This window comes from Streptomyces sp. Alt3 (genome assembly GCF_030719215.1).
Classification (GTDB): domain Bacteria; phylum Actinomycetota; class Actinomycetes; order Streptomycetales; family Streptomycetaceae; genus Streptomyces; species Streptomyces glycanivorans.
Genome location: NZ_CP120983.1, coordinates 6,591,597 through 6,611,299, shown reverse-complemented (window position 1 = coordinate 6,611,299; position 19,703 = coordinate 6,591,597). Strand labels below are relative to the sequence as shown.

The following is a 19,703-nucleotide window of genomic DNA, read 5'->3' as shown; positions in this document are numbered from 1 at the left end:
CCAGGGGGCCGGGGCACCTCCGTCTCACAGCGACATCGGCTCCAGTTCCCGCCGGAACCTCCGCTCGTCCCGCGCTATCCGGGTCAGCGGATGATCGTCGCCGAGCTGACGCGCCAGCTCGTCACCGGTCTCCGCCCGCAGCCTCAGCGCCTCGTCCTGGCGTCCCATCGCGTCGAGCGTGACCGCGAGGTTCGAGGTCATGGCGAGGGTCTCCGGATGGTGCGCTCCGAGCACCTCCCTCAGTTGACCCGCCACCGTGCGCTCCGTCTCCAGTACGATCCCGAACTCCCCCCGGTCGGCTGTGGCGTTGGCCAGGTTCATCACCGAGAACAGCGTGTTCGGGTGCTCCCGTCCGAACACCTCGCGCATGGAGGCGACCACCCGCGTCAGCAGCTTCTCCGCCTCCACGGGCGCCCCGGTCCCCGAGAGGTAGACGCCGAGGTTGTTCTGCGCGGCGAGGGTGTAGGGGTGCTGCTCCCCCGGCACCTTCATGTACTGGTCCACCACCTCCTGCGCGGCGTCCCTGGCCTCGGCGGTCTCCCCCGCGGCGAACAGGTCGGCCGCCATGTTGAGGTCGCAGGCGAGCGAGTCGGGGTTGGCGACGGTGTACTTGGCCCGGTACCTGGCCCGGGTGGCCACCGTCAGTCTGCGCGCGTCCTCCAGCTGCCCCGCCCTGCGCAGGGAGACCGCCAGGCTCTTGGCGGCGCTGAGCGTGGTGGGGTAGGTCCGGCCGAGCGTGGCCTTGTAGGAGTCGTACGTCCGGCTGAGGAGCCCCACCGAGTCCTCGTACCGCCCCACCTCGCGCAGGTCACGGGCGAGCGACATGGCGGAGGAGAGGCTGTAGGGGTGCTCGGGGCCCAGGACCTCGGACCTCAGGTCGTAGACGTCCTGGTCGATCTCCCGGGCGCGCGCGTACTGCCCGACGCTGCGCAGGTTCAGCGCCAGGTTGTTGGCCGCGGCCAGCGTACGGGGGTGCCGGTCGTGGAAGATCTGGCTGAATCCCTCGTGCGCAGCGGTCGCCAGCTCGATCGCCCTGGCGTAGTCACCGAGCAGCCCCAGGTCGATGGCCAGGCTGCTGGTGGTCATGTACGTGTGTGGATGCTCCGGCCCCAGCACCTCCCGCTGCCGGCCGAGAGTCACCTCGTCGAGCTCCTTGGCCTCCACGAACCGGCCGCGGGTCCGCAGGATGTTGGAGAGGTGGAAGCAGAGGTAGAGGTACTGCAGGTCCTGGTTTCCCAGCATGTCCCGCCAGGTGTCGCGGAGCTCGTCCCCGAGCCGGCCCGCTGTCCGGACGTCTCCCCGCTTCCACAGGTAGCGCACCCGGTCTATCAGCAGCCTGCGGGTCTCCGGTTCCCTGCAGTTGCGCGCGTCCGACGGTCCGAGGTGCGGCCAGATCGTGGCGAAACGCGGCCAGGTCTCCGGGTTGTCGATCGGCTCGTCGTCGTCGGGCCTGGCACCCGCCAGGATGCGGTGGACGACGTGGCGGGCCTCGCGCTGCTCCTCCTCGTCGAGCTGGGCCCTGATCACCGCCTGCACCAGGCGGTGCACCTGGATGGAGTTCGAGACCTGGTCGACCTTGGCGAGGGCGAAGCGGCCGATCTCCCGGATGACCCGGCCCAGCACCAGCTTCTCCTGGAGCGAGGCGTCGTACGGCTTCAGTGCCTCGATCATCTCCTTGCTGTAGAGGAGATTGGCGGAGATCGGCTCGGGCGCGAAGAACGCGCAGAGCTGGAGCAGCCGCACGGCGGCCGGCGACCTCTCCTTGAGGCGCTCGATCGAGATGTTCCAGGTGGCCGCGACGGGCTCCGGGTAGCCGGCGGGCTGGTTCAGCGCGAGGACCTGCGGGGCCTGACGGGCCAGTTGCTCGAGGTAGGTGTCGATGGGGGTGGCGGTCTCCGCGATCCAGGCCGCCGCCTGCTCGACAGCGAGCGGCAGGTCGCCGACAGCCGTGGCCACCTGGGCCGCGTCCTCGTCGCTCAGCCCCGGCGCGCGGCGCTGGAGGTGCTCGATCGACTCCTCCCGCAGGAAGACGTCGACGGGCAGTGCGTCACCGTGCTGGGACCAGGTCTGGTTCCTGGAAGTGACCAGGATGTGGCCCGAGCCGCCCTGCGGGAAGTAACGGCTGAGGCGTTCGGGGTCGTCCGCGTTGTCGAACACCAGCAGCCAGCGTTCCGACGGCACCCCCCGCCGCAGCAGGTCCACGGCCTCCTGGGAAGCGGCCGCCATGTCGTCGCCGCCCTGGGCCCCGAGCCGTACGGCGAGCTCGGCGAGGCTGGCCACCACGTCGTCGATCTGCTCGGAGGATATCCACCACACCAGGTCGTAGTCGGCCATGAAGCGGTGTACGTACTCCAGGGCCACCTGTGTCTTGCCGACCCCGCCCAGGCCGTACAGCGTCTGCGGCTGGGGCAGCACGACGGCCATGCCTCCGCCGAGCTGATCGCGCATCCGCTCCAGGACCAGGGAGCGGCCGGTGAAGCCCGGGTTGCGGGGCGGGGCGTTCCAGATCCGGGGCACGGTGCCGGGGAAACGGGGACCGGGTGACATCCCGTCGCCGAGCTGCACAGGCCGGTCCAGGGCGCGCATCAAGGCTGTGGTGGCGTGGACCTCGTCGAGCCGGAACAGGTCGACCGGGTTGCGGTCGATGTACGGCGCGGACAGCCGGACGTCGCTGACCCTGAGCGGCAGCAGCTGGCGCCGGCCGCCACCGGGATCCTCGGAGACCGCCCTCTCCCACAGGTTCACGGCCCGCTGGGACTTGAGGTAGGCGCTGGAGAGCAGGACGACCGTACGGGTCGCGGTCTCGGCCACCTGCGTGGCGTCCACGGGACCGGTATCGGCGGAGACGTCGCGGGGCACCACCCGGAAGCCCGCACGGGCGAGGACCGATTCGACCCAGTCGGCCCACATGCGGTTCTCGGCCACGTAACTGAGGAAGAGATCGGCGGGGAGCGAGGGCCTTCGCCTGGTGAAGGCGTCGCGGATGCGCAGCCTGACCTCCTCGCTCACCTGAGGCATCGAGGTGATCTCCTGCTGGGTGACGACGGCGGTGAGGCGCTCGAAGGCGGACAGGAGGGAGTTGCTGAGACCCGCCTCGTCACCGAAGGTGGCGAGGGTCTCCTCGTACGCGTAGTAGGGGCGGTAGGGAATCTCGACCGCACCCCAGTAGGCGGTCAGTTCGTCACCGGACAGGTCGCGGGGCAGCCGGTCGAACTTCAGCCGGGCCAGCGCGCGGCCGGCGTCCGCCTTCTCCTTCTCGCCCTCGTCGATGCGCATCGGGACGGGGAAGATGGAGATGGGCCGTCCGGTGTAGCGCTCGGCGATCTGCCGGGCGACCGAGGCCGCGCCGTCGATGGACTGGTCGCTGAGGGTGAAGCAGTCGACGAGCACGTCAGGGAGGTGGACGGTGCAGATGTCGGCGATGTCGCTGAGGCCGGTGCGGCTGTCGATGAGGACGTAGTCGTAGTTGGCCTTCATGTCGTCACGCAGGGCGTCGAAGAAGAGCCCTCCGCCGAGCCGGTCGTAGAAGTTGTCCCAGTCGAAGGTGGAGACGGTGGCGGAGTACTCGCGGTTCTGCCGTCCGGCCGAGACGAAGTCGAGGGTTCCGCCCCGCGGGAACTCCCAGCCGAGCGCCTCGGGGGTGAGCGAGACCGCGTGCGGCTGGATGCGGGCGTAGTCGCGGTGCCAGTCGTCCGCCCGCTGGGCGGGGTTGGTCGCCGCCCAGGCGTATTCGGTGATCAGGTCGATCACGCCGGTGGTGGCGCCGAGCGTCGAGGGGTCGAGGAAGGGGTGGAAGAACCGGTGGAGCCCGGGGGCCTCCAGGTCCCAGTCGACGGCCAGCACCCGCTTGCCGTTGGCCGCGAGGATCCAGGCGGTGTTGGCCAGGGCCATGGTGCGCCCGGTGCCGCCCTTGTACGAGTAGAAAGTGACGACGCGCCCGTCACGACCGGCTGTCATACGTCCTCCGCATCCATCGCAGGGTCGTGCATGTCGGGTATGAACTGTGTGCTGCCCATGGGCCCCATCAGTCGCGTCCGTTCGCTGTGCCGGCCGCCGGCCGGCGGATAGACCGTGGCGTGCCTCAGATACTGCTGGGCGGCCACCTCGACCACCTGGGGAAGAATCTGGCCGAACGCCTCCATGCTGGGTACCCCCTTGGCCGCGACACGGCAGAAGGCCCGCCCCTGCCGCATCTTGACCGGCATCGTCTGTTCGAGTTTCTCGGTCAGTTCGGCCTCGGCCGCCCTGCTCTGGTGGTCGTCCCTGCACCAGGGGACGACCATGGTCACCCAGGGCCGGTTCTCCCGGTCGAAGGCGGCGAGCCGCCGTCTCAGGTCCTCGTCCTGCAGTGCCCAGCGGTCGACCAGCAGGATCTCGGGGGTGCTGGGCGGCTGCTTGCCCTCGCGCTGCCCCGGCTCCTCGTCGAAGGACGTGACGACGGCCTGGTAGTTGAGGGAGCGCACCAGCTCCTCGGCGACGTAGGCCAGCGGTCTGGCCGCCGCCGGGTGGTAGGGGTTCCACTCCTGCGGGTTGTCGCCGTAGTACTCGGGGTTGCGGCCTTCCGGCAGATCGTGGCGGGTCGGCGCGGCGATGGTGATCCGCATGGGCCTCGGAGCTCCCGCCCCGCTCCCCGGGGCCCCGAACGCGCTGGGCACGAGACGGAAGTCGAGCGGTCTGCCCGAGCCGATCTGCACGGTGTCGGCGACATGGACGATGCGTTTGGCCAGGTGGTAGACCGCTTGTTCGTAATCCTGCGCGAACAGCGTGAGCTTGATCAGCCCGTAGAGTCCGTCGCTGACGTAGCGGTCTCCGAAGTCTCGGTGATTGAACTGTAACCGCTCGGCCGGCCCGGGGAGTTGGCTCGGCTGTACCGGCACCCAGAGTGCGGGCACGATGGCCTCTGCCGGCTGGTTCGACCGGGCTCTGTGATGGATGGCGCGCTGTTCGAAGGCGTACCACTCCTTGCCGCACATCTCGCTGGCGAAATAGCGTGGCGAGAACAGCGGTACGAAGACCCGGCAGTTGGCCAGGACGTTACCCAGCCGCTCGGACCAGCCCTCACCGGAGCGTATTTCCCGGTCCATGAAACCGGCCGGCGATCCCGCGGGGAGATTGGTCATGGCCATCACATGACCGCAAAGATCTTGGAATAGCCGTTCGACCCACATGTCTGGGTCCGATCCACCGCCGTACCCCGGTGTATGCGCGTAGCTCAGAAAAAAGTACGGCCGATGGTCCGCTCGCTGTTGCATCATGCGTGCACACGACCCCCGTCCTGTGTGAGCACCCGCGTCCCAGGACTGTGGAGAGGGTGCGAGCGAATTCATCATTCCGGAGCGGACTGTGCTCCACCCCCATGGCGTTCGGTCAATCAACGCCGCTTTTCAGTCATCCATACCCAGGATTCATCGAACAGGTTCGTGATCCACGGCATTCATGAGGACGTTCATCCCACTTGTCCCATGTACACCTCTCACCTCGTCGCGCAGGGACTTCAGCAGCCGCATTCCTCCGACGGTCGGCTCGGCCGCCGAGTCCATCATGTCGAGTGCCTCTGACACACCGTCCATGAATCGGGGGACGAGAAAGGAAAGTCCCACACGTTCGTGTGTGCCGGCCAGAAGACCGGAAAAGGGGACCTTTGTATTCCGCTCCCAGGGCAGCCGATACTCCCAGGCCCCGTCCAACGCGTAAAGGTCCGTGACGTCGAGCAGGGCCCGCAGCCTCGTCCGTCGCAGACCCCGCAGCAATGAGACGGCGAGCTCCTCGCCGTCCTCCGTCATCACGAGCCCGACGGTCCCGTAGCCGTGCGGACGCTGCGCGTTGCGACCGGCGAGCAGCGGGGTCAGCGTGGTCAGGCTCCCCGCGGCCTCCGCGGCCTGCTGCGGAGCACCCCGCTCAAGCAGCTCCCAAGCCCTGCCGACGGCCCGGCTCCAGGCTTCCGCGTCCGTCCCGCCCAGGCGCGGGGCGGCCGGCGCCTCGAAGCAGTCCCGGTACGGGTCCAGGTCGTCGAGGGCGAACCCAGGCGCGCTCCCCGCGACGATGTACCGCACCGGGAGCCAGCCGGGACTGTCCGCCCCCCTCGGGACGATCCACTCACCGCCGCCTTCCCGCCGGACCGAGAACTCCCCTCCGACGGCACGCACCCGGGCCCGGCCGGTCTCCCCGGGCCCCGCGAGTCGGAGCTCGCCGATCGTGGGGAGGAAGAGCCTGCCGTCCCGGTAGTCCGCCGGCACCTCCAGATCGAGGCCGGAGCGCACCGCGGCGGCAGCCACGTACGCCGGGAGACGCAAGGCCTGGCCGACCGCCTCGGGCCGCTCCGCGTGCAGCCCCTCCAGAACGTCCAGCAGCCAGGTACGCGTGTACGGGTGTGCCAGGACGTGATCGAGACCGGCGGCGCCCTCTCCCGAGGACTCCAGAACGCCCGCGAGCCCCCACGCCTCGTCCCACCGGGCACCACCACGGCCGTCCAGGGCATCGTGGAGACCGGCGAGGAGAGTACGGGTCAGGTCGTGCTGCTCGGCGGCCAGTTCACGCCGTTCGGTCAACGCCGGGGACACGATGGCCGCACGGGTGCGCGCGTCGATACCCCGGACGAGCGCCTCGAGGTCGGCGCAGTAGACGGACGGATTGTCGAAGTCCCCCGCAGAGCTGTACCGATGCGTGTAGAGCCCTCCGCCGCAGGAGCGCACGACGGGGCACCTGCGGCACGTCTCGCTGACCCCGGCCAGGCCGAGCTGCCTCGCCCGGACCCCGGGATGGGCGGCGACATCGTCGAAGGAGTGCTCGAAGACGTCGAATCCGGTGGCTGCCGCGCCCTCGTAGGCGCTCTTGAGGGAGTCGACCTGCTCCAGCTGGCCGTCCGTCTCGACGACCACCAGATCCGTGGGGGCGAGTCCGAGGGACTCCGTGAGGCTGGGGCCGCCGCTCAGCGTCGAGAGCACCGAGGAGAACAGGCGCACCGGCACGGGGCTGCCTTCCTCCTGCCAGCGGTCGAACACCGCGAGGAGCCACTTCGCGTAGGCCGTGGGCGATCCGTCGGGACGGGGCGGCGGATCGTCCCATGTGGCGTGCGGGAGGAGGAAGTCGATGAGCGGGGGGTCGAGCGCGACCAGGGCGTCCAGCACCGCGTGCGGATCGTTCTCGATGTCGACGGTGCACAGGAGCCCGAGGTTGAGGTGGCGGTAGCGGTCCTCCCGGAGCAGCTCGACAGCCTTGAGCACGAGGGGATGGCTGCTGCGCCCGTCGGCGAAACGCCGGTGGCGGTCGTTGGCCGCGCGGTCGCCGTCGAGGGAGATCCCCACCTTGACGCCGAACTCGTCGAAGAGGTCCAGGTACCGGGGGCTGAGCTGAAGGCCGTTGGTGTGGATCCGGAGGTCGAGGTCGGCCACACCCGACAGTGCGGAGCCGAACTCCTCGCAGACCCGGCGAAGGCGGGCGGGGCCCGCCAGCAGAGGCTCCCCTCCGTGCAGGATCACTGACACGGAGGGCAGTGCGTGTGTCTTTGCGTGCTCAGCGAGGCGCTGGGCAGTCCTGGCGATGACGCGATCAGAAACCGTCTTGGGCCGGGTTCTCCAGCTCTGATCCGCATGTTCGTAGACATAGCAATGATCGCAGGCGAGGTCACACCTGCTGTGAACCTTCAGAACGATTTCGCGGAACGGGACCGCGGGGCCAGTCATTCACCCACTCTAGTCCAGCAGCACCGCGAATACGGCCCCCGGCTGCAGTAGCCGATCGGCCGAACGAGTGGAATATTCAGTTGTTTTACGGGGTGGGTGATCCCACTTCCCCTACAGCGAGGAGTTGAAGGTGGAGATCCCTGTCGGGCGACCGCCCGCCGTCGCGAGCACCCTGCCCATCTTCCTGGCTGCTGCACTGCCGGATGCTTCGATCTTCGCAAGCGGCACACGACGCTTCGCGACAGCGAAGTCAGGGGTGGATTCGTAGGTCTTCACGGCCGTCCTTGATGGGCTCGTTCCGGACACGGAAACAGCACCGGCACCTGCACCATTGCAGTGTCCGGCGGCACGACTTTACTCTCATGGACCCGGTGTGCAACTCGACTCGTACAGCCGTAACCCGAGCGATTTGTACGACTACTCCAAATGGGCGGGAACCCATTCTTTCAAGGACCGGGCCACCACCACATCGAATACAGGGGTGATCATGACGGCGATTCCAGGACCACTGCAGAGCATGGTCTTCAGGAGCGCTGATCTGCCCGAACTCTTCCACCACACCGACGCCGTCGCCGTCGCACGCCAGCGCGAGGCGGTCAACACCACCCGCGGCCAGCTGGTCCTGCTCGTCCTCGGCACCCTGCCCGCGGCCCTCCCCTGGCACGCCGAGGTCGGGTCGGGCATCCAACTCCTGCATGGTATCGCGGTGTTGGCCTATCTAGGTGTCCTGATCGCGACCTGCCTCGCCTCGCGGCGCAAAGCAAAGTCGCATTGGCAACTCAACCGTTCCGCAGCGGAGTTCATCAAGTCCAACTGCTGGCGCTACGCGGTCCACGGCTCCCCCTTCGACTCCTCCGTCCAGCACCCCGAGGCGGTGTTCGCCAGCCGGCTCGAGGAGGGGCTCCAGGAGTTACGGAAGGTCGGGTGGCGCGACCCCCGGGAGGAGATGGCCGACTCCGGCGGCGGTCTCATCACGGCGTCCATGCGGGAGTTGCGCGAGAAGGCGTTCACCGTACGCAAGGAGACCTACGTCCGGGACCGGCTGATAGAGCAGCGGCGGTGGTACCGCAGGCGCATGCTGGTCTCTCGTCGGGGGGCTCTCGTGTGGTCCAGCACCATCGCGGCGCTGACGCTCCCGGCCCTGGTCCTCGCCGTGCTGCAGACCTTCGGAGGTGCCGGGTCGTTCGCGCTCACGGGGACGTTCTCCGCCGCCGCGGCGGCCTGTCTCGCGTGGAACGAGACGCGTCGTCATCATCCTCTGGTGACCGCGCACTCCCTGGTCGAGGAGGACCTGGAGAACATGCAGGCAGCCATGGAGACCACCCTCACCGAGCGTCAGTGGGCGGCCGCCGTCTTCGAGACCGAGCGGATCGTCTCCCCCGAGCACACCGACTGGCTGGTCAGGCACCGGATGTGAGCGCGGGTGGCCTCAGCCGCGTTCCACGCCGTCGCGCCAGATGACGGTGACCGGCCGGCCGAGCCTGCGGGCGTACGTCACGATGTCGCCGGTTCCCCCCAGGCCCCGGGCGGGCAGGCCGTCCCAGACCGCGAGCAGGCGGTCGCAGTGGTCGGCGATGTAGGTCCCCGCCGCGTAGTAGGCCTCGTCCGTGGAGTGCGGGTAGTCCATCCGGATCTCGCGGGCCGCGCGGGCCTTGAGCGCCCGGTAGCGCGTGAGGTCCGCCTCGTCGGCGAAGCCGGCCTCGTAGTCCCCGCTGGGGATGACCACGGTCAGCTCCGCGCCGTGGGCCAGGGCGAGGTCGGCGAAGAGCTGGTCGGCCCCCACCGCCAGGCTGGAGAGCGCCTCCAGGGAGCCCTCGTGTCCGCACAGCGCCGCCCTCAGCTCCTCCAGCACATGCGTGTGCACCTCCTGGGGGATGGAGCGGTGACCGGTCACTCCGATGCGTTTCACGGACCTGGAACCCCCTGGTGTCTGCGGGGGTCCCGGAGGGCAACCCTCCGGACCGGCACAGCGTCCGCCCCCGTGGTACCTCTGCGACCGACCGTACCGACATCCTCTCAAAAGCCGTGGGTCGAACGGGAGCCCCCGCCGAGGATCGGTGGGGGCTCACAGGAGTGCGGCGGTGCCCGGCCGGGTCAGAACACGCTGACGCCGTACGCGTTCAGCGCTTCGGTGACCGGCTGGAAGAAGGTCGTCCCTCCGGAGCTGCAGTTGCCGCTGCCTCCCGAGGTGAGACCGATCGCCCGGGCGCCCGAGTGGAGGGGGCCGCCGGAGTCGCCGGGTTCCGCGCACACGTTGGTGCGGATCATGCCGTAGACGATGTCGCCGCCGCCGTAGTTGACCGTGGCGCCGAGGCCGGTGACGGTGCCGCTGTGGATGCCGGTGGTGGAGCCCCGCCGGGTGACGGACATGCCGAGGGTGGCGTCGGCGGCGCTGGTGATGTCCTGGTTGCCGACCGTGCCGGACTTGGCGACCGAGGCGTTGGTGTAGCGGACGATGCCGTAGTCGTTGACGGGGAAGCTGGATCCCTCGGTGGTGCCGAGGACCGTGGTGTGGGCCGCGTCGGCCCACCAGGTGTCGGCGCCTTCGGTGCAGTGACCGGCCGTCAGGAAGTAGTAGGTGCTGCCGCTGCGGACGTTGAACCCGAGGGAGCAGCGCCAGCCGGAGGCGTAGATGGGGTCGCCGCCCGAGATCAGTCTGCTGAGCGTCCCGGGGGTGCGTTCGATCCGCAGGGCGCCGGCGTTGGTACCGGCGGCCTTCTTGATCTTGTCGATCTCCGTCTGCGAGACGGTGCTGTCGGCTGTGACGAGGAGCCGTCCGGTCGCCGGGTCGACGTTCCAGGCGGTGCCGGCGACGTCGGCCCGGAGCACGGCAGATCCCGCGGCGCTGAGCTGGCTCGCGCTGTAGGTACCGGACTGGTCGGCGTTGGCGGCGGGTACGGCGAGGGCGGCGACGGCCACGAAGCCTGCGGTGACGGCGGTGATCCGGCTGCGTCTCGTGATGCCGCCGGTGCGGGGGGTGCTGCGCTTGATCCTCACTTCTCGTTCCTCCCGAGGGGAATCGGGGGCCCGCCTGTGGGGTGGCCGGACCCGTGAGGCGCGGTCAGGGGCGCGACCGCGTTCCGGAGGACATGCGGATTCCGGAGACGTCGTGCTCCTGACGGGCGCTGATCGGGAGTATCGAGGTGCGCCGATATGCCACGCAAGGGTGTGTTTTCGGCCGTATCGGCGCACGCCGAGGACGGCCCCGGCAGCCCTGGGGCTGCTGGGGCCGGCGGGATCGGCCTCCTCGTCCCGGGTGGGACGGATCAGCCGTCGATGCGGTTCCGCTCCCCCGCGGGCACGGCGATGGTGAGGGTGTTGCCGGGCGGAGGGAAGGGACAGATGAAGTGGTCGGCGAAGGCGCACGGCGGCAGCAGCGAGCGGTTGAAGTCGACCCGCACCCGTCCGTCACCGTCGGGCGCCGGGGGCCGCAGGAAACGGAAGCGGTAACTGCTGTTCCCGCTGGTGGTGTCGGCGAACACGGCCCAGAGCGAACCGTCGGGCTCGACCGCCACCTGAAGGGTGTGCTCGGCTCCGTCCACCGTGAAGGCGATCTCGCCGGACAGTCCCAGCCCCCGCTCGCGCCCGTCGGCGTTCTCGACGCGGACGGTCCGGTCCGAGTCGTACGGACGGAAGGTCCCGTCCAGCGCCCAGTTCGGGTCGTACGGGGTGGCATCGACGGTCCGGAACGCCTGGCGCGTGGGGGACTGAGGGTCGAAGTCCCGCACCGCCCACAGGCCTTCACGGCTCAGTACGACCAGCCGGCGCTCGCCCCGGGCCACCCTGGACGCGTCGATGGGGCCCCGGTCGGCGCCCAGGCGGACCTCTCCGTCCAGCGGCTTCGCGTCGACGGTCAGCCCGTCCTCGGGGGTGGCGACGAGCACCACCTCGTCACCCTCCTCGCGCCACAGCCCGGGTACGGCCGGAATTCGCCCCTCCGGATGGTCCGCGAGCCAGTGGGTGCCGGTGAGGGAGAGCGGGCCGTGCGGCGCGGCGACGGCGACGATCCGTCCCTCGTGCCAGCGCTGCCAGGCGTGGAACTCCTCGCTGTCCTGCTGTGCGTCCGTGCTCATGCGGTCAACCTTTCCATACCGGCTCGGTCAGTCCGAGGTGCGACCTCAGCGTGGAGCCGGTGTATTCCGAGCGGAAGGATCCGCGTTCCTGGAGGAGCGGGACGACCCTGTCGACGAAGTCGTCCAGCCCGCCCGGGGTGAGATGCGGTACGAGGATGAAGCCGTCGGCCGCGTCCTCGGCGACGAACTTCTCCAGTTCCGCGGCGACCGTCTCCGGGGCGCCGATGAAGGACTGCCGTGCCGTCGACTCGATGACCGTCTGGCGGATGGACAGCCCCTTGGCCTCGGAGAGCTCCCGCCACCTCGCGGCCACGGCCAGCGGGTCCGCGACCCGGACCCGGCCCTGGACCAGGCTCGATCCGGGGTCGGGGTCGACGGACGGCAGTGGCCCGTCGGGGTCGTACGAGGAGAGGTCGCGTCCCCAGACCTGTTCGAGGGCGAGGATCGCGTTCTGCGGGGAGACCTGCTGCCGGCGGATCCCGGCGGCGTTCTGCTGTGCCTCCTCGTCCGTCCCGCCCAGGACGACGGTCACCCCGGGCATGATCTTCAGGTCCCCCGGCTGCCTGCCGTACTTCTTGAGGCGCGCCTTGACGTCGGCGTAGAACGTCCGGCCCGCCTCCAGGGTGCCGTGCCGGGTGAAGATGACGTCGGCGGTGGAGGCCGCGAACTCGCGGCCCTCGTCGGAGTCCCCTGCCTGGATGACGACGGGGTGGCCCTGGGGCGAGCGGGGGACGGTGAACTCCCCGGAGATCTCGAAGTGCTGCCCGGAGTGCGCGAACGGACGGGAGGTGCCGTCGGGCGTCCAGGAGTCCCACAGCTCACGTGCGGTGGAGACGAACTCGGCGGCGCGGGTGTACCGGTCGGCACGGTCGAGGTAGCCGCCGCGGCGGAAGTTCTCGCCGGTGAAGGCGTCCGACGAGGTCACCACGTTCCACGCGGCGCGGCCCTCGCTGAGGTGGTCGAGCGTGGCGAGGCGGCGGGCGAGTTCGTACGGCTCGTTGAAGGTCGCGTTGACCGTGGCGGCGAGCCCGAGGCGTTCGGTGACGGCTGCCAGGGCGTTGAGGACGGTGAGGGATTCGGGGCGGCCGACCACGTCGAGGTCGTGGATGCGGCCGTTGTGCTCGCGCAGCCGCAGCCCCTCCGCGAGGAAGAAGAAGTCGAACTTCCCCCGCTCGGCGGTCCTGGCCAGGTGCTCGAAGGAGGTGAAGTCGATCTGGCTCCGCGAGCGGGGGTCGGCCCACACGGTGGTGCTGTTGACGCCCGGGAAGTGGGCGGCGAGGTGCATCTGCTTCATGACGTCGCCCCTGAGGTGCTCGTGAGCGTGTAGCGGTTGGCGGGGCGGCCGAGGCCTAGGTGCTCCCGGAGCGTGCCGCCCGGGTGGAAGGTGCGGAACAGACTCCGGTGCTGGAGCAGCGCCACGGTCCCGTTGACGATCCTCTCCAGGTCGCGCTCCGGTGTGATGGGGGTGAGGTGGAAGCCGTCCACGGCCCCGCCCCGGTGCCACTGTGTGATGACCTCGGCGAGGTCCACAGGGCCGCCCCGGAAGTAGGTCCCCCGCCCGGCGAGTTGAGGGCCGCTCCCGAGTCCGGGTTCGGGGGTGGTCTCGGCGTCCCCGAGGTCGACGGTGAGGGCGGCCAGGACCCGCAGGCTGTCGGGGTCACGGCCGTGGGCCGCGGCGGAGCGGCGCAGCTCGTCGCGGAGCGCGGCGGCCTGTTCGGGTGACGTGGCCCGTACGTAGGCGACGTCGGCGTGCCGTGCGGCCGCCTCGCGGGCCGGGCCGCTCGTGGCGTCGATGACGGTGACGGGCCGGCCCTGCGGCGGCCTCGGCACGATGGCCGGGCCTCGGACGGAGAAGGTGCTGCCCTCGAAGTCGACGTAGTGGAGTTTGTCGCGGTCGATGAAGCGGCCGGTGGCCACGTCCCGGATCTCCGCGCCGTCCTCCCAGCTGTCCCACAGCCGCGCTCCGGCGTCGGCGGCCTCCCCCGCCTCCTGCCACAGCGTGGAGGCGGGAGCGGCGGGGCGCCGGCCGAACAGCCGGGCCTCGGCCTCGGTCGTCGACACGTCGGCCTGCCAGCCGGCCCGGCCCTTGCTGACCCAGTCGAGGGTGGCGACGGCGGAGGAGACGTGGAAGGGCTCGGTGTGGGTGGTGGTGACGGTCGGCACGAGGCCGATCCGGGTGGTGGCGGGCGCGACGTGGGCGAGCACGGCGAGCGCGTCGGGGCCGGGGCGTGCGAAGGAGTCGTTCAGGGTGACGAAGTCGAGCGCTCCTCCCTCGGCGAGCCGGGCCAGCGCGATGTGGGAACGGGCGTCGTAGCGTGGCGGGCCGCCGATCTCGGCGGCGAGGTGAAGGGGCCTGGTGGCGGACATGCGGGACCTCTCGGGGTCAGTTCTCGGTCTTGGGGAGGCCGGGCGGGTTGATCTCCGACTTCTCGACGGCCTCGTTGGACAGGCCCCAGCGCTTGAGGACCTCGGCGTACGAGCCGTCCTGGATGATGTGGTCGATCGCGGCGCCGTAGGCCTTCACCAGGCCGCTGTCCTTCTTCGTGGTGGCGGCGATCTTCCCCTGGACGCCGTCACCGGCTCCGGAGAGCGTGCCGATGATCTCGGACTGTCCGGCGGAGGCCACGTGGTAGTTGGCCGAGGGGCTCGGGCCCAGGTAGGCGTCGATGCGGCCCGACTGGAGGGCCAGGTAGTAGTCGGTGTCCTTCTGGAAGTACTTGATGTCGACCGGCTCACGTCCGGCCTCGACGTTCTCCTCGCTCCAGTCGACGAGGATCTTCTCCTGGTTGGTCCCGGAGGCCACGGAGATCGTCTTCCCCGCCACGTCGGCGGGGCCCTTCACCTTCCAGCCGGATCCCTTCCTGGCCTCGAAGGCGATGTTGTCGAGCCGGTACGTCGCAAAGTCGTACTTCTCCTTGCGCTCCTCGGTCACGGTGACGTTGGACAGGACCCCGTCGAACTTGGAGCTGTCGAGGCCGACGAAGAGGTTCTCCCAGGAGACCTGCTCGAACTTCGGCTTCAGTCCGAGCGTGTCGGCGATCAGGGTGGCGAGGTCGATCTCGCTCCCGATCCGGGTCCTGTCGTCGGTCGCGTAGAAGCCGAGCGGTGGCGAGGCGTCCGCGCTCGCGCCCAGCCGGAGCGTGCCGCGTTCACGTACGGCGGCGGGGAGCTGAGCGGCGATGGCGTCCACCTTCTTGCCCCTGATCCGGTTCTGGTCGGGGCCGATGTTGATGCCCGTGTCCTTCCGGCCCTCGGGACGGATCACGTCCTCCGTGCCGTCGGCGGTGCCGCACGCCGTGAGCAGCCCCGCGGCGGTGAGGGTGGCGAGGACTGCGGTGAGGGTGCGTCGGACGGACATGTGGCTGCTCCTCGAGTGCGTGGGCATGGTTCAGAGGACCTTGGAGAGGAAGGCGCGGGTGCGCTCCTGGACCGGACGGTCGAGTACGTCGGCGGGCGGACCCTGTTCGACGATCCGTCCCTCGTCCATGAAGACGACGGTGTCGGCGACCTCGCGGGCGAAGCCGATCTCGTGCGTGACGACGATCATCGTGGTGCCCCCGCGGGCCAGGTCCTTGATGACGTCGAGGACCTCGCCGACGAGCTCGGGGTCGAGCGCCGACGTCGGCTCGTCGAAGAGCAGCAGCTTCGGTTCCAGGGCGAGGGCGCGGGCGATGGCGACGCGCTGCTGCTGGCCTCCGGAGAGCTGCTTGGGGTAGGCCCCTGCCTTGTCGGCGAGCCCGACGCGGTCCAGGAGCTTCTCCGCCGAGGCGACGGCGTCCTTGCGGGGGCGGCCCAGGGCTGCGACCGGGGCCTCGATGATGTTCTCCAGCACGGTGAGGTGCGGGAAGAGGTTGAAGTTCTGGAAGACGAAACCGATGCGGGTGCGCTGGCGCAGGACCTCGCGTTCGCGCAGCTCGTACAGCTTGTTGCCGGACCTCCGGTAGCCCACCAGGGTGCCGTCGACGCTGATCCAGCCCTGGTCGACCTTCTCCAGGTGGTTGATGGTGCGCAGCAGGGTGGACTTCCCCGACCCCGACGGGCCGAGGACGACGGTCACCTCTCCGGCGCGTACGGACAGATCGATGCCGCGGAGCACCTCGACGGCGCCGAAGCTCTTGTGCACGGACCGGATCTCGACCATGGCCTCGGAGCCGGCTGCTTCTTCGGTGGGTGCGCTCATCGCACGGCCCCCTTCGCGTAGTGACGTTCGACGTAGTACTGGAGGACGGAGAGCACGGTGGTCAGGAGGATGTACCAGACGGTGGCCACCATGAGCAGGGGCACCACCCGGCCGTTGCGTCCGTAGACGACCTGGACCTGGTAGAAGAGTTCGCCGATCGCCATCACGGAGACGATCGAGGTGCCCTTGAAGAGGGAGATGATCTCGTTGGCGGCGTTCGGCAGGATGGAGCGCATGGCCTGCGGGAGCACGATGCGCCGCAGCTGCCTCAGCCGTGGGATGCCGAGCGCGGCGGCAGCTTCCAACTGGCCGCTGTCGACGGCCAGTACGCCACCCCGCACGATCTCGGCCGCGTACGCCGCCTGGTGCAGGGCGAGCCCGAGGACGGCGGCGCTCATCGCGCCGACGAGGTTCATCGTGTCGAAGGAGACGAATCCGGGCCCGAACGGTATGCCGAGCTGGAGCTCCTTGTAGAGGTAGGCCAGGTTGAACCAGAACAGCAGCTGGACGATGAGCGGGATCGAGCGGAACGCCCAGATGTAGGCGTACGAGACCGCCCTGAGGAAAGGGCTGGCGGACAGCCTCATGAATGCCAGGACGATGCCGATCGCGAAGCCCGTCACCGTGCCGTAGAAGGTCAGCTGCAGGGTGACCCAGACGGCGTGGAGGATGGTCTCGGTGGTGAAGAAGCGGGCGAAGACGTCCCATTCCCAGCCGGGGTTGGTGATCAGGCCGTTCAGGAACTGGGCGAGCAGCACGGCCGTGGCAGCGACGGCCACCCAGCGCCAGGGGTGGCGTACGGGGACGACTTCCAGGGTGGCGTAGTCGTCGGCGGCCGGTTCCCCGGCGGTGTCGGGCACGGCCGGTGGGTGGACGGGTGGATCGCTGGTCAGCGACATGAGGAGGTTCTTTCTGCGGCGGGGTGGCGGAGAGGGGGCGCGTTCACGCGGTGCGGCGGTCCCGACAGGAGAGGTCGCGCAGGAAGGTGAGCGCCGTACGGGCGGTGGCGTCGTTCTGCTGGAACGCCGGGCCACCGGTGCGCGGCCTGGTGAAGGCACCGCTGGAGCGGGCGGTGGTGTAGGGGCCGAGTGCGAAGCGCCGCGGGTGGGGGCGGCCCCCGCGGTCCAGGATCCGGCCGTCGGCAGGATCGACCGAGAGCAGGCCCGTGTCGGTGCCGGCCGCGCCTTCCTCGTACAGCGCGCTCAGCAGCGCGCTGCGGGTCGTGCGCAGCGAGGGGTCGGGCAGCCGAGCCTCGACCAGGGCGCGGGCTTCGGTGTACACGCCGGGCACGGTGGTGCTGCGGGCGCGGAAGACGCCCTGTTCCTCGTCGGACTCCACGGTCATGTCCGCACCGAGGAAGCGGACGACGCCGGCCTCGGAGAGGGCGAGGAGCTGGCGCAGTCTGGGGCCTGGCGGTCCGGAGGCGAGGTAGCTGAAGAAGCCGTGCCACTGTTCGCCGGTGTCGCCGAGGCCGACCAACTGCCCGTAGACGGAGAGGAGTCCGAGGAACACGGCGAGGTCGGGGCTGTGCCCGGGGTCGTGCCGGCGCTCCAGGTCGGCGGTGACATGGGCGCGCAGCGCTTCCTGCAGCGCTTCGTACGAGTCGTGGCGCACCCCGTCGAGGGGCCGGTCGAGGGCGTCGAGGTCGAGCCGGTCGGCGGGGTCGGGGACGGCCGAGGCGACGAGGGCGGCGAGCTCGGCGCTGCCGGGCTCCGCGACGGCGTACTTCTCCTCGAAGTCCCCCCGGTCCATGGCCGTGCGCTCGGGGTGGGCGGTGAAGAGCCGGTGGTAGTGGGCGTGGGCCAGCTCCTTGGTGACCAGCGGCCACACATCGCGGGTGAAGTCCACGGGGCCGGGGCGGCCGACGAGCTCGGCCACCTGGTCGGTGCCGAAGTGGCGCGGCAGCGGCGGGCGTTCGCCCTGCCAGGTGTAGCCGATCTTGGAGCGGTAGGGGACGCCCCTCCTCGAACCGACGTACAGGACAGGTTCCCTGCCGGAGGGGATGTACGTCCCGTTCTCGTACCGTCCGCCGCGCCCCTCGGTGAGCAGCACCATCAGGTCGACGAAGGCGAGGCCGAAGCCGCGCACGAGGACGGGCTCCCCCGCGGGCAGGGCGGAGAGGTCTGTGTCGGCGGTGAAGTCGGGCGGGAGGTGGACGAGTCCGTGGCGTGCGGCGAAGGCGGACAGCTCCTGCTGTCCGGCGTCCGGTTCCGCGTCGAGGTGCCCGACGGCGAGGACGACGAGATCGGCGTCGAGCGGCTCGGCGCGTCCCTGGATCCGGACACGCTGCGGGCCGCCGCGGGGCCCGGACACCCGCAGCGCGCGGCCGGTGTGTTCGTGGACGGTGATGCCGGGCGGCAGTGCGGCTACCGCCCGCTCGTAGACCCACCGCAGGTAGACGCTCTGCAGCCGCCGGCTGGGGAAGTCCTGGGCGCCGAGGGCGTGTATCTCCCGCAGGACCGCGGGGTCGGCGTCGATGGCGGTCCGTCCCTCGCGGACGTCGTCGGCCCAGGTGTGCAGGGCGGGGCCCGGGTTGACGGGGCCGTCCATCCGTACGGAGTCGTCGGTGAACATGGTGACGTCCTCGGCCATGGAGTTCATCCACAGCAGCGGGGACTGGTCCTGCCGCCAGATCCGGCCGCCGCCGGGCGGGTACGGGTCGACGAGGTGGATGTCCAGGGGCAGACCGGCGTACAGCTCGGCGGCGTTGGCCGCTATGCGTTCGATGACCCCGGTGCCGCGCGGTCCGCCGCCGATGACGACGATCGCCGGTGCGCCGGTCATCGTGTGCCCGCCGTGCCGCGCGCGTAGTGGCGTTCGACGTAGTACTGGCCGATGGACAGCAGGGAGGTGACGGCGACGTACCAGAGGGTGGCGACCAGCAGCAGGGGGATGACCTCGTAGGTGCGGTGGTAGACGAGCTGCACGGAGTACAGCAGGTCCTGCACGGCGATGATGCTGACGATCGAGGTGCCCTTCAGGGTCCCGATCAGCATGTTCCCGGCGGGCGGGACGATGGAGCGCATGGCCTGCGGCAGCACGATCCGCCGGAGCCGGCGCCAGGGCCCGAGGCCGAGCGACTGGGCTGCCTCCAGCTGGCCTCGTTCGACGGAGAGGATGCCGCCACGGACCACTTCGGCGGCGTACGCGGCCTCGTGGAGGGTGAGCCCTATGACGGCGACGGTGACCGGGCCGAGGAGATTGACGGTGCTGACGCCGAGGATCTGCGGGTAGAGCGCGCCGATGTTGAACCAGAAGAGCAGCTGGACCAGGATCGGGGTGGACCGGAACAGCCAGATGTAGCCCCAGCTCACCGCCTGGAGCACGCGGTTTCCGGAGAGCCTGAGGACCGCCAGCAGGGTGCCGAGGGCGAAGCCGAGCACCATGACGAGGCCGGTGAGCCACAGGGTGAGGCCGAGGCCCCGCAGCACGGAGTCGGTCGTGAGGTACGCGCCGACGACGTCCCACTGGAAGGCGTCGTTGCGTACGACGGAGACCAGGGCGCCCGCGAGGAGGATCAGGACGACAACAGCGGCCGCCCACTGGCCGGTTCGGCGTACGGGGACGATGCGCGGGGCGGCGGCCTCCCCGGCACGCTCGCCCGGCGGGGCGGGGAGTGACGGGGCATGGGTTTCTGTCTGCGCGGACATGCGAAGGCTCCGTGGATGCAGAGATCGAACACGGGGCGTGCCTTCGACGCGTGACACAACGTGGACCGGGCCCCTCAGCGCCGGTCCGCCTCCGAGAAAAGCGTCACCCGGTGCCGTT

The 19,703-nt window shown here is 70.1% G+C and carries 15 protein-coding genes; 1 reads left to right on the top strand and 14 read right to left on the bottom strand.

Annotated elements, in window-relative coordinates; genetic code table 11:
- Nucleotides 1–24 precede the first annotated feature (24 nt).
- From fxsT to fxsA, 4 genes are all read right to left on the bottom strand, one after another.
- Entirely contained in the window at nucleotides 25–3,957 is a 3,933-nt protein-coding gene (gene fxsT / locus P8A20_RS29215; protein ID WP_147962134.1) for an FxSxx-COOH system tetratricopeptide repeat protein, read from the bottom strand.
- Nucleotides 3,954–5,252 carry an FxsC protein gene (gene fsxC / locus P8A20_RS29210; protein ID WP_187282353.1) on the bottom strand — a complete coding sequence of 433 codons (1,299 nt, stop codon included), beginning with the start codon at nucleotides 5,250–5,252 and terminating at the stop codon, nucleotides 3,954–3,956. The genes fxsT and fsxC overlap by 4 nt, the downstream gene beginning before the upstream one ends.
- 153 nt (nucleotides 5,253–5,405) lie before the next feature.
- A complete protein-coding gene (gene fxsBH / locus P8A20_RS29205) occupies nucleotides 5,406–7,682 on the bottom strand; it encodes a radical SAM/SPASM protein FxsBH, inactivated beta-hydroxylase extension form (protein WP_306104517.1) in 2,277 nt (758 codons plus the stop codon).
- Nucleotides 7,683–7,793: 111 nt separating this feature from the next.
- Nucleotides 7,794–7,958 carry an FxSxx-COOH cyclophane-containing RiPP peptide gene (gene fxsA, locus P8A20_RS29200; RefSeq protein ID WP_147962131.1) on the bottom strand — a complete coding sequence of 55 codons (165 nt, stop codon included), beginning with the start codon at nucleotides 7,956–7,958 and terminating at the stop codon, nucleotides 7,794–7,796.
- Between the two features lie 211 nt (nucleotides 7,959–8,169).
- Here fxsA and P8A20_RS29195 point away from each other — a divergent pair, with 211 nt between their 5' ends.
- On the top strand, nucleotides 8,170–9,099 hold the full coding sequence (locus tag P8A20_RS29195) for a DUF4231 domain-containing protein (protein ID WP_147962747.1): 930 nt from the start codon (nucleotides 8,170–8,172) through the stop codon (nucleotides 9,097–9,099).
- 12 nt (nucleotides 9,100–9,111) lie between these two features.
- Here the strand turns inward: P8A20_RS29195 and P8A20_RS29190 are convergent, their stop codons facing one another.
- The 10 genes from P8A20_RS29190 to P8A20_RS29145 all read right to left on the bottom strand — a co-directional run bounded on the left by P8A20_RS29190 (nucleotide 9,112) and on the right by P8A20_RS29145 (nucleotide 19,585).
- Nucleotides 9,112–9,591 carry a hypothetical protein gene (locus P8A20_RS29190; RefSeq protein WP_306104516.1) on the bottom strand — a complete coding sequence of 160 codons (480 nt, stop codon included), beginning with the start codon at nucleotides 9,589–9,591 and terminating at the stop codon, nucleotides 9,112–9,114.
- 185 nt (nucleotides 9,592–9,776) lie between these two features.
- Nucleotides 9,777–10,679: a S1 family peptidase gene (locus tag P8A20_RS29185; protein WP_147962129.1), complete on the bottom strand. Its 903-nt coding sequence runs from the start codon at nucleotides 10,677–10,679 to the stop codon at nucleotides 9,777–9,779.
- Between the two features lie 269 nt (nucleotides 10,680–10,948).
- Nucleotides 10,949–11,755, bottom strand: a complete 807-nt coding sequence (locus P8A20_RS29180) for a DUF1684 domain-containing protein (protein ID WP_147962128.1) — start codon at nucleotides 11,753–11,755, stop codon at nucleotides 10,949–10,951.
- A 4-nt stretch (nucleotides 11,756–11,759) separates the two neighbouring features.
- Nucleotides 11,760–13,049 carry an NtaA/DmoA family FMN-dependent monooxygenase gene (locus P8A20_RS29175; RefSeq protein WP_306104515.1) on the bottom strand — a complete coding sequence of 430 codons (1,290 nt, stop codon included), beginning with the start codon at nucleotides 13,047–13,049 and terminating at the stop codon, nucleotides 11,760–11,762.
- The gene (locus P8A20_RS29170; protein ID WP_147962126.1) at nucleotides 13,046–14,122 is read right to left on the bottom strand and encodes an LLM class flavin-dependent oxidoreductase; all 1,077 of its coding nucleotides are present in this window, start codon (nucleotides 14,120–14,122) and stop codon (nucleotides 13,046–13,048) included. Before P8A20_RS29170 ends, P8A20_RS29175 begins: the two co-directional genes overlap by 4 nt.
- A 16-nt stretch (nucleotides 14,123–14,138) precedes the next feature.
- The gene (locus P8A20_RS29165; RefSeq protein ID WP_147962125.1) at nucleotides 14,139–15,113 is read right to left on the bottom strand and encodes an ABC transporter substrate-binding protein; all 975 of its coding nucleotides are present in this window, start codon (nucleotides 15,111–15,113) and stop codon (nucleotides 14,139–14,141) included.
- Between the two features lie 30 nt (nucleotides 15,114–15,143).
- On the bottom strand, nucleotides 15,144–15,896 hold the full coding sequence (locus tag P8A20_RS29160) for an amino acid ABC transporter ATP-binding protein (RefSeq protein ID WP_147962746.1): 753 nt from the start codon (nucleotides 15,894–15,896) through the stop codon (nucleotides 15,144–15,146).
- A gap of 35 nt (nucleotides 15,897–15,931) precedes the next feature.
- Nucleotides 15,932–16,834, bottom strand: a complete 903-nt coding sequence (locus P8A20_RS29155; protein ID WP_147962124.1) for an amino acid ABC transporter permease — start codon at nucleotides 16,832–16,834, stop codon at nucleotides 15,932–15,934.
- Nucleotides 16,835–16,877: 43 nt separating this feature from the next.
- Nucleotides 16,878–18,719, bottom strand: a complete 1,842-nt coding sequence (locus P8A20_RS29150; RefSeq protein ID WP_147962123.1) for an FAD/NAD(P)-binding protein — start codon at nucleotides 18,717–18,719, stop codon at nucleotides 16,878–16,880.
- Nucleotides 18,716–19,585: an amino acid ABC transporter permease gene (locus P8A20_RS29145; protein ID WP_147962122.1), complete on the bottom strand. Its 870-nt coding sequence runs from the start codon at nucleotides 19,583–19,585 to the stop codon at nucleotides 18,716–18,718. Before P8A20_RS29145 ends, P8A20_RS29150 begins: the two co-directional genes overlap by 4 nt.
- Between the last annotated feature and the right edge of the window lie 118 nt (nucleotides 19,586–19,703).

Coding starts and splice junctions, on each gene's coding strand:
- fxsT (WP_147962134.1), bottom strand. CDS start 3,957: ATGACAGCCGGTCGTGACGGGCGCGTCGTCACTTTCTACTCGTACAAG.
- fsxC (WP_187282353.1), bottom strand. CDS start 5,252: ATGCAACAGCGAGCGGACCATCGGCCGTACTTTTTTCTGAGCTACGCG.
- fxsBH (WP_306104517.1), bottom strand. CDS start 7,682: ATGACTGGCCCCGCGGTCCCGTTCCGCGAAATCGTTCTGAAGGTTCAC.
- P8A20_RS29195 (WP_147962747.1), top strand. CDS start 8,170: ATGACGGCGATTCCAGGACCACTGCAGAGCATGGTCTTCAGGAGCGCT.
- P8A20_RS29180 (WP_147962128.1), bottom strand. CDS start 11,755: ATGAGCACGGACGCACAGCAGGACAGCGAGGAGTTCCACGCCTGGCAG.
- P8A20_RS29175 (WP_306104515.1), bottom strand. CDS start 13,049: ATGAAGCAGATGCACCTCGCCGCCCACTTCCCGGGCGTCAACAGCACC.
- P8A20_RS29170 (WP_147962126.1), bottom strand. CDS start 14,122: ATGTCCGCCACCAGGCCCCTTCACCTCGCCGCCGAGATCGGCGGCCCG.
- P8A20_RS29165 (WP_147962125.1), bottom strand. CDS start 15,113: ATGTCCGTCCGACGCACCCTCACCGCAGTCCTCGCCACCCTCACCGCC.
- P8A20_RS29160 (WP_147962746.1), bottom strand. CDS start 15,896: ATGGTCGAGATCCGGTCCGTGCACAAGAGCTTCGGCGCCGTCGAGGTG.
- P8A20_RS29155 (WP_147962124.1), bottom strand. CDS start 16,834: ATGTCGCTGACCAGCGATCCACCCGTCCACCCACCGGCCGTGCCCGAC.
- P8A20_RS29150 (WP_147962123.1), bottom strand. CDS start 18,719: ATGACCGGCGCACCGGCGATCGTCGTCATCGGCGGCGGACCGCGCGGC.
- P8A20_RS29145 (WP_147962122.1), bottom strand. CDS start 19,585: ATGTCCGCGCAGACAGAAACCCATGCCCCGTCACTCCCCGCCCCGCCG.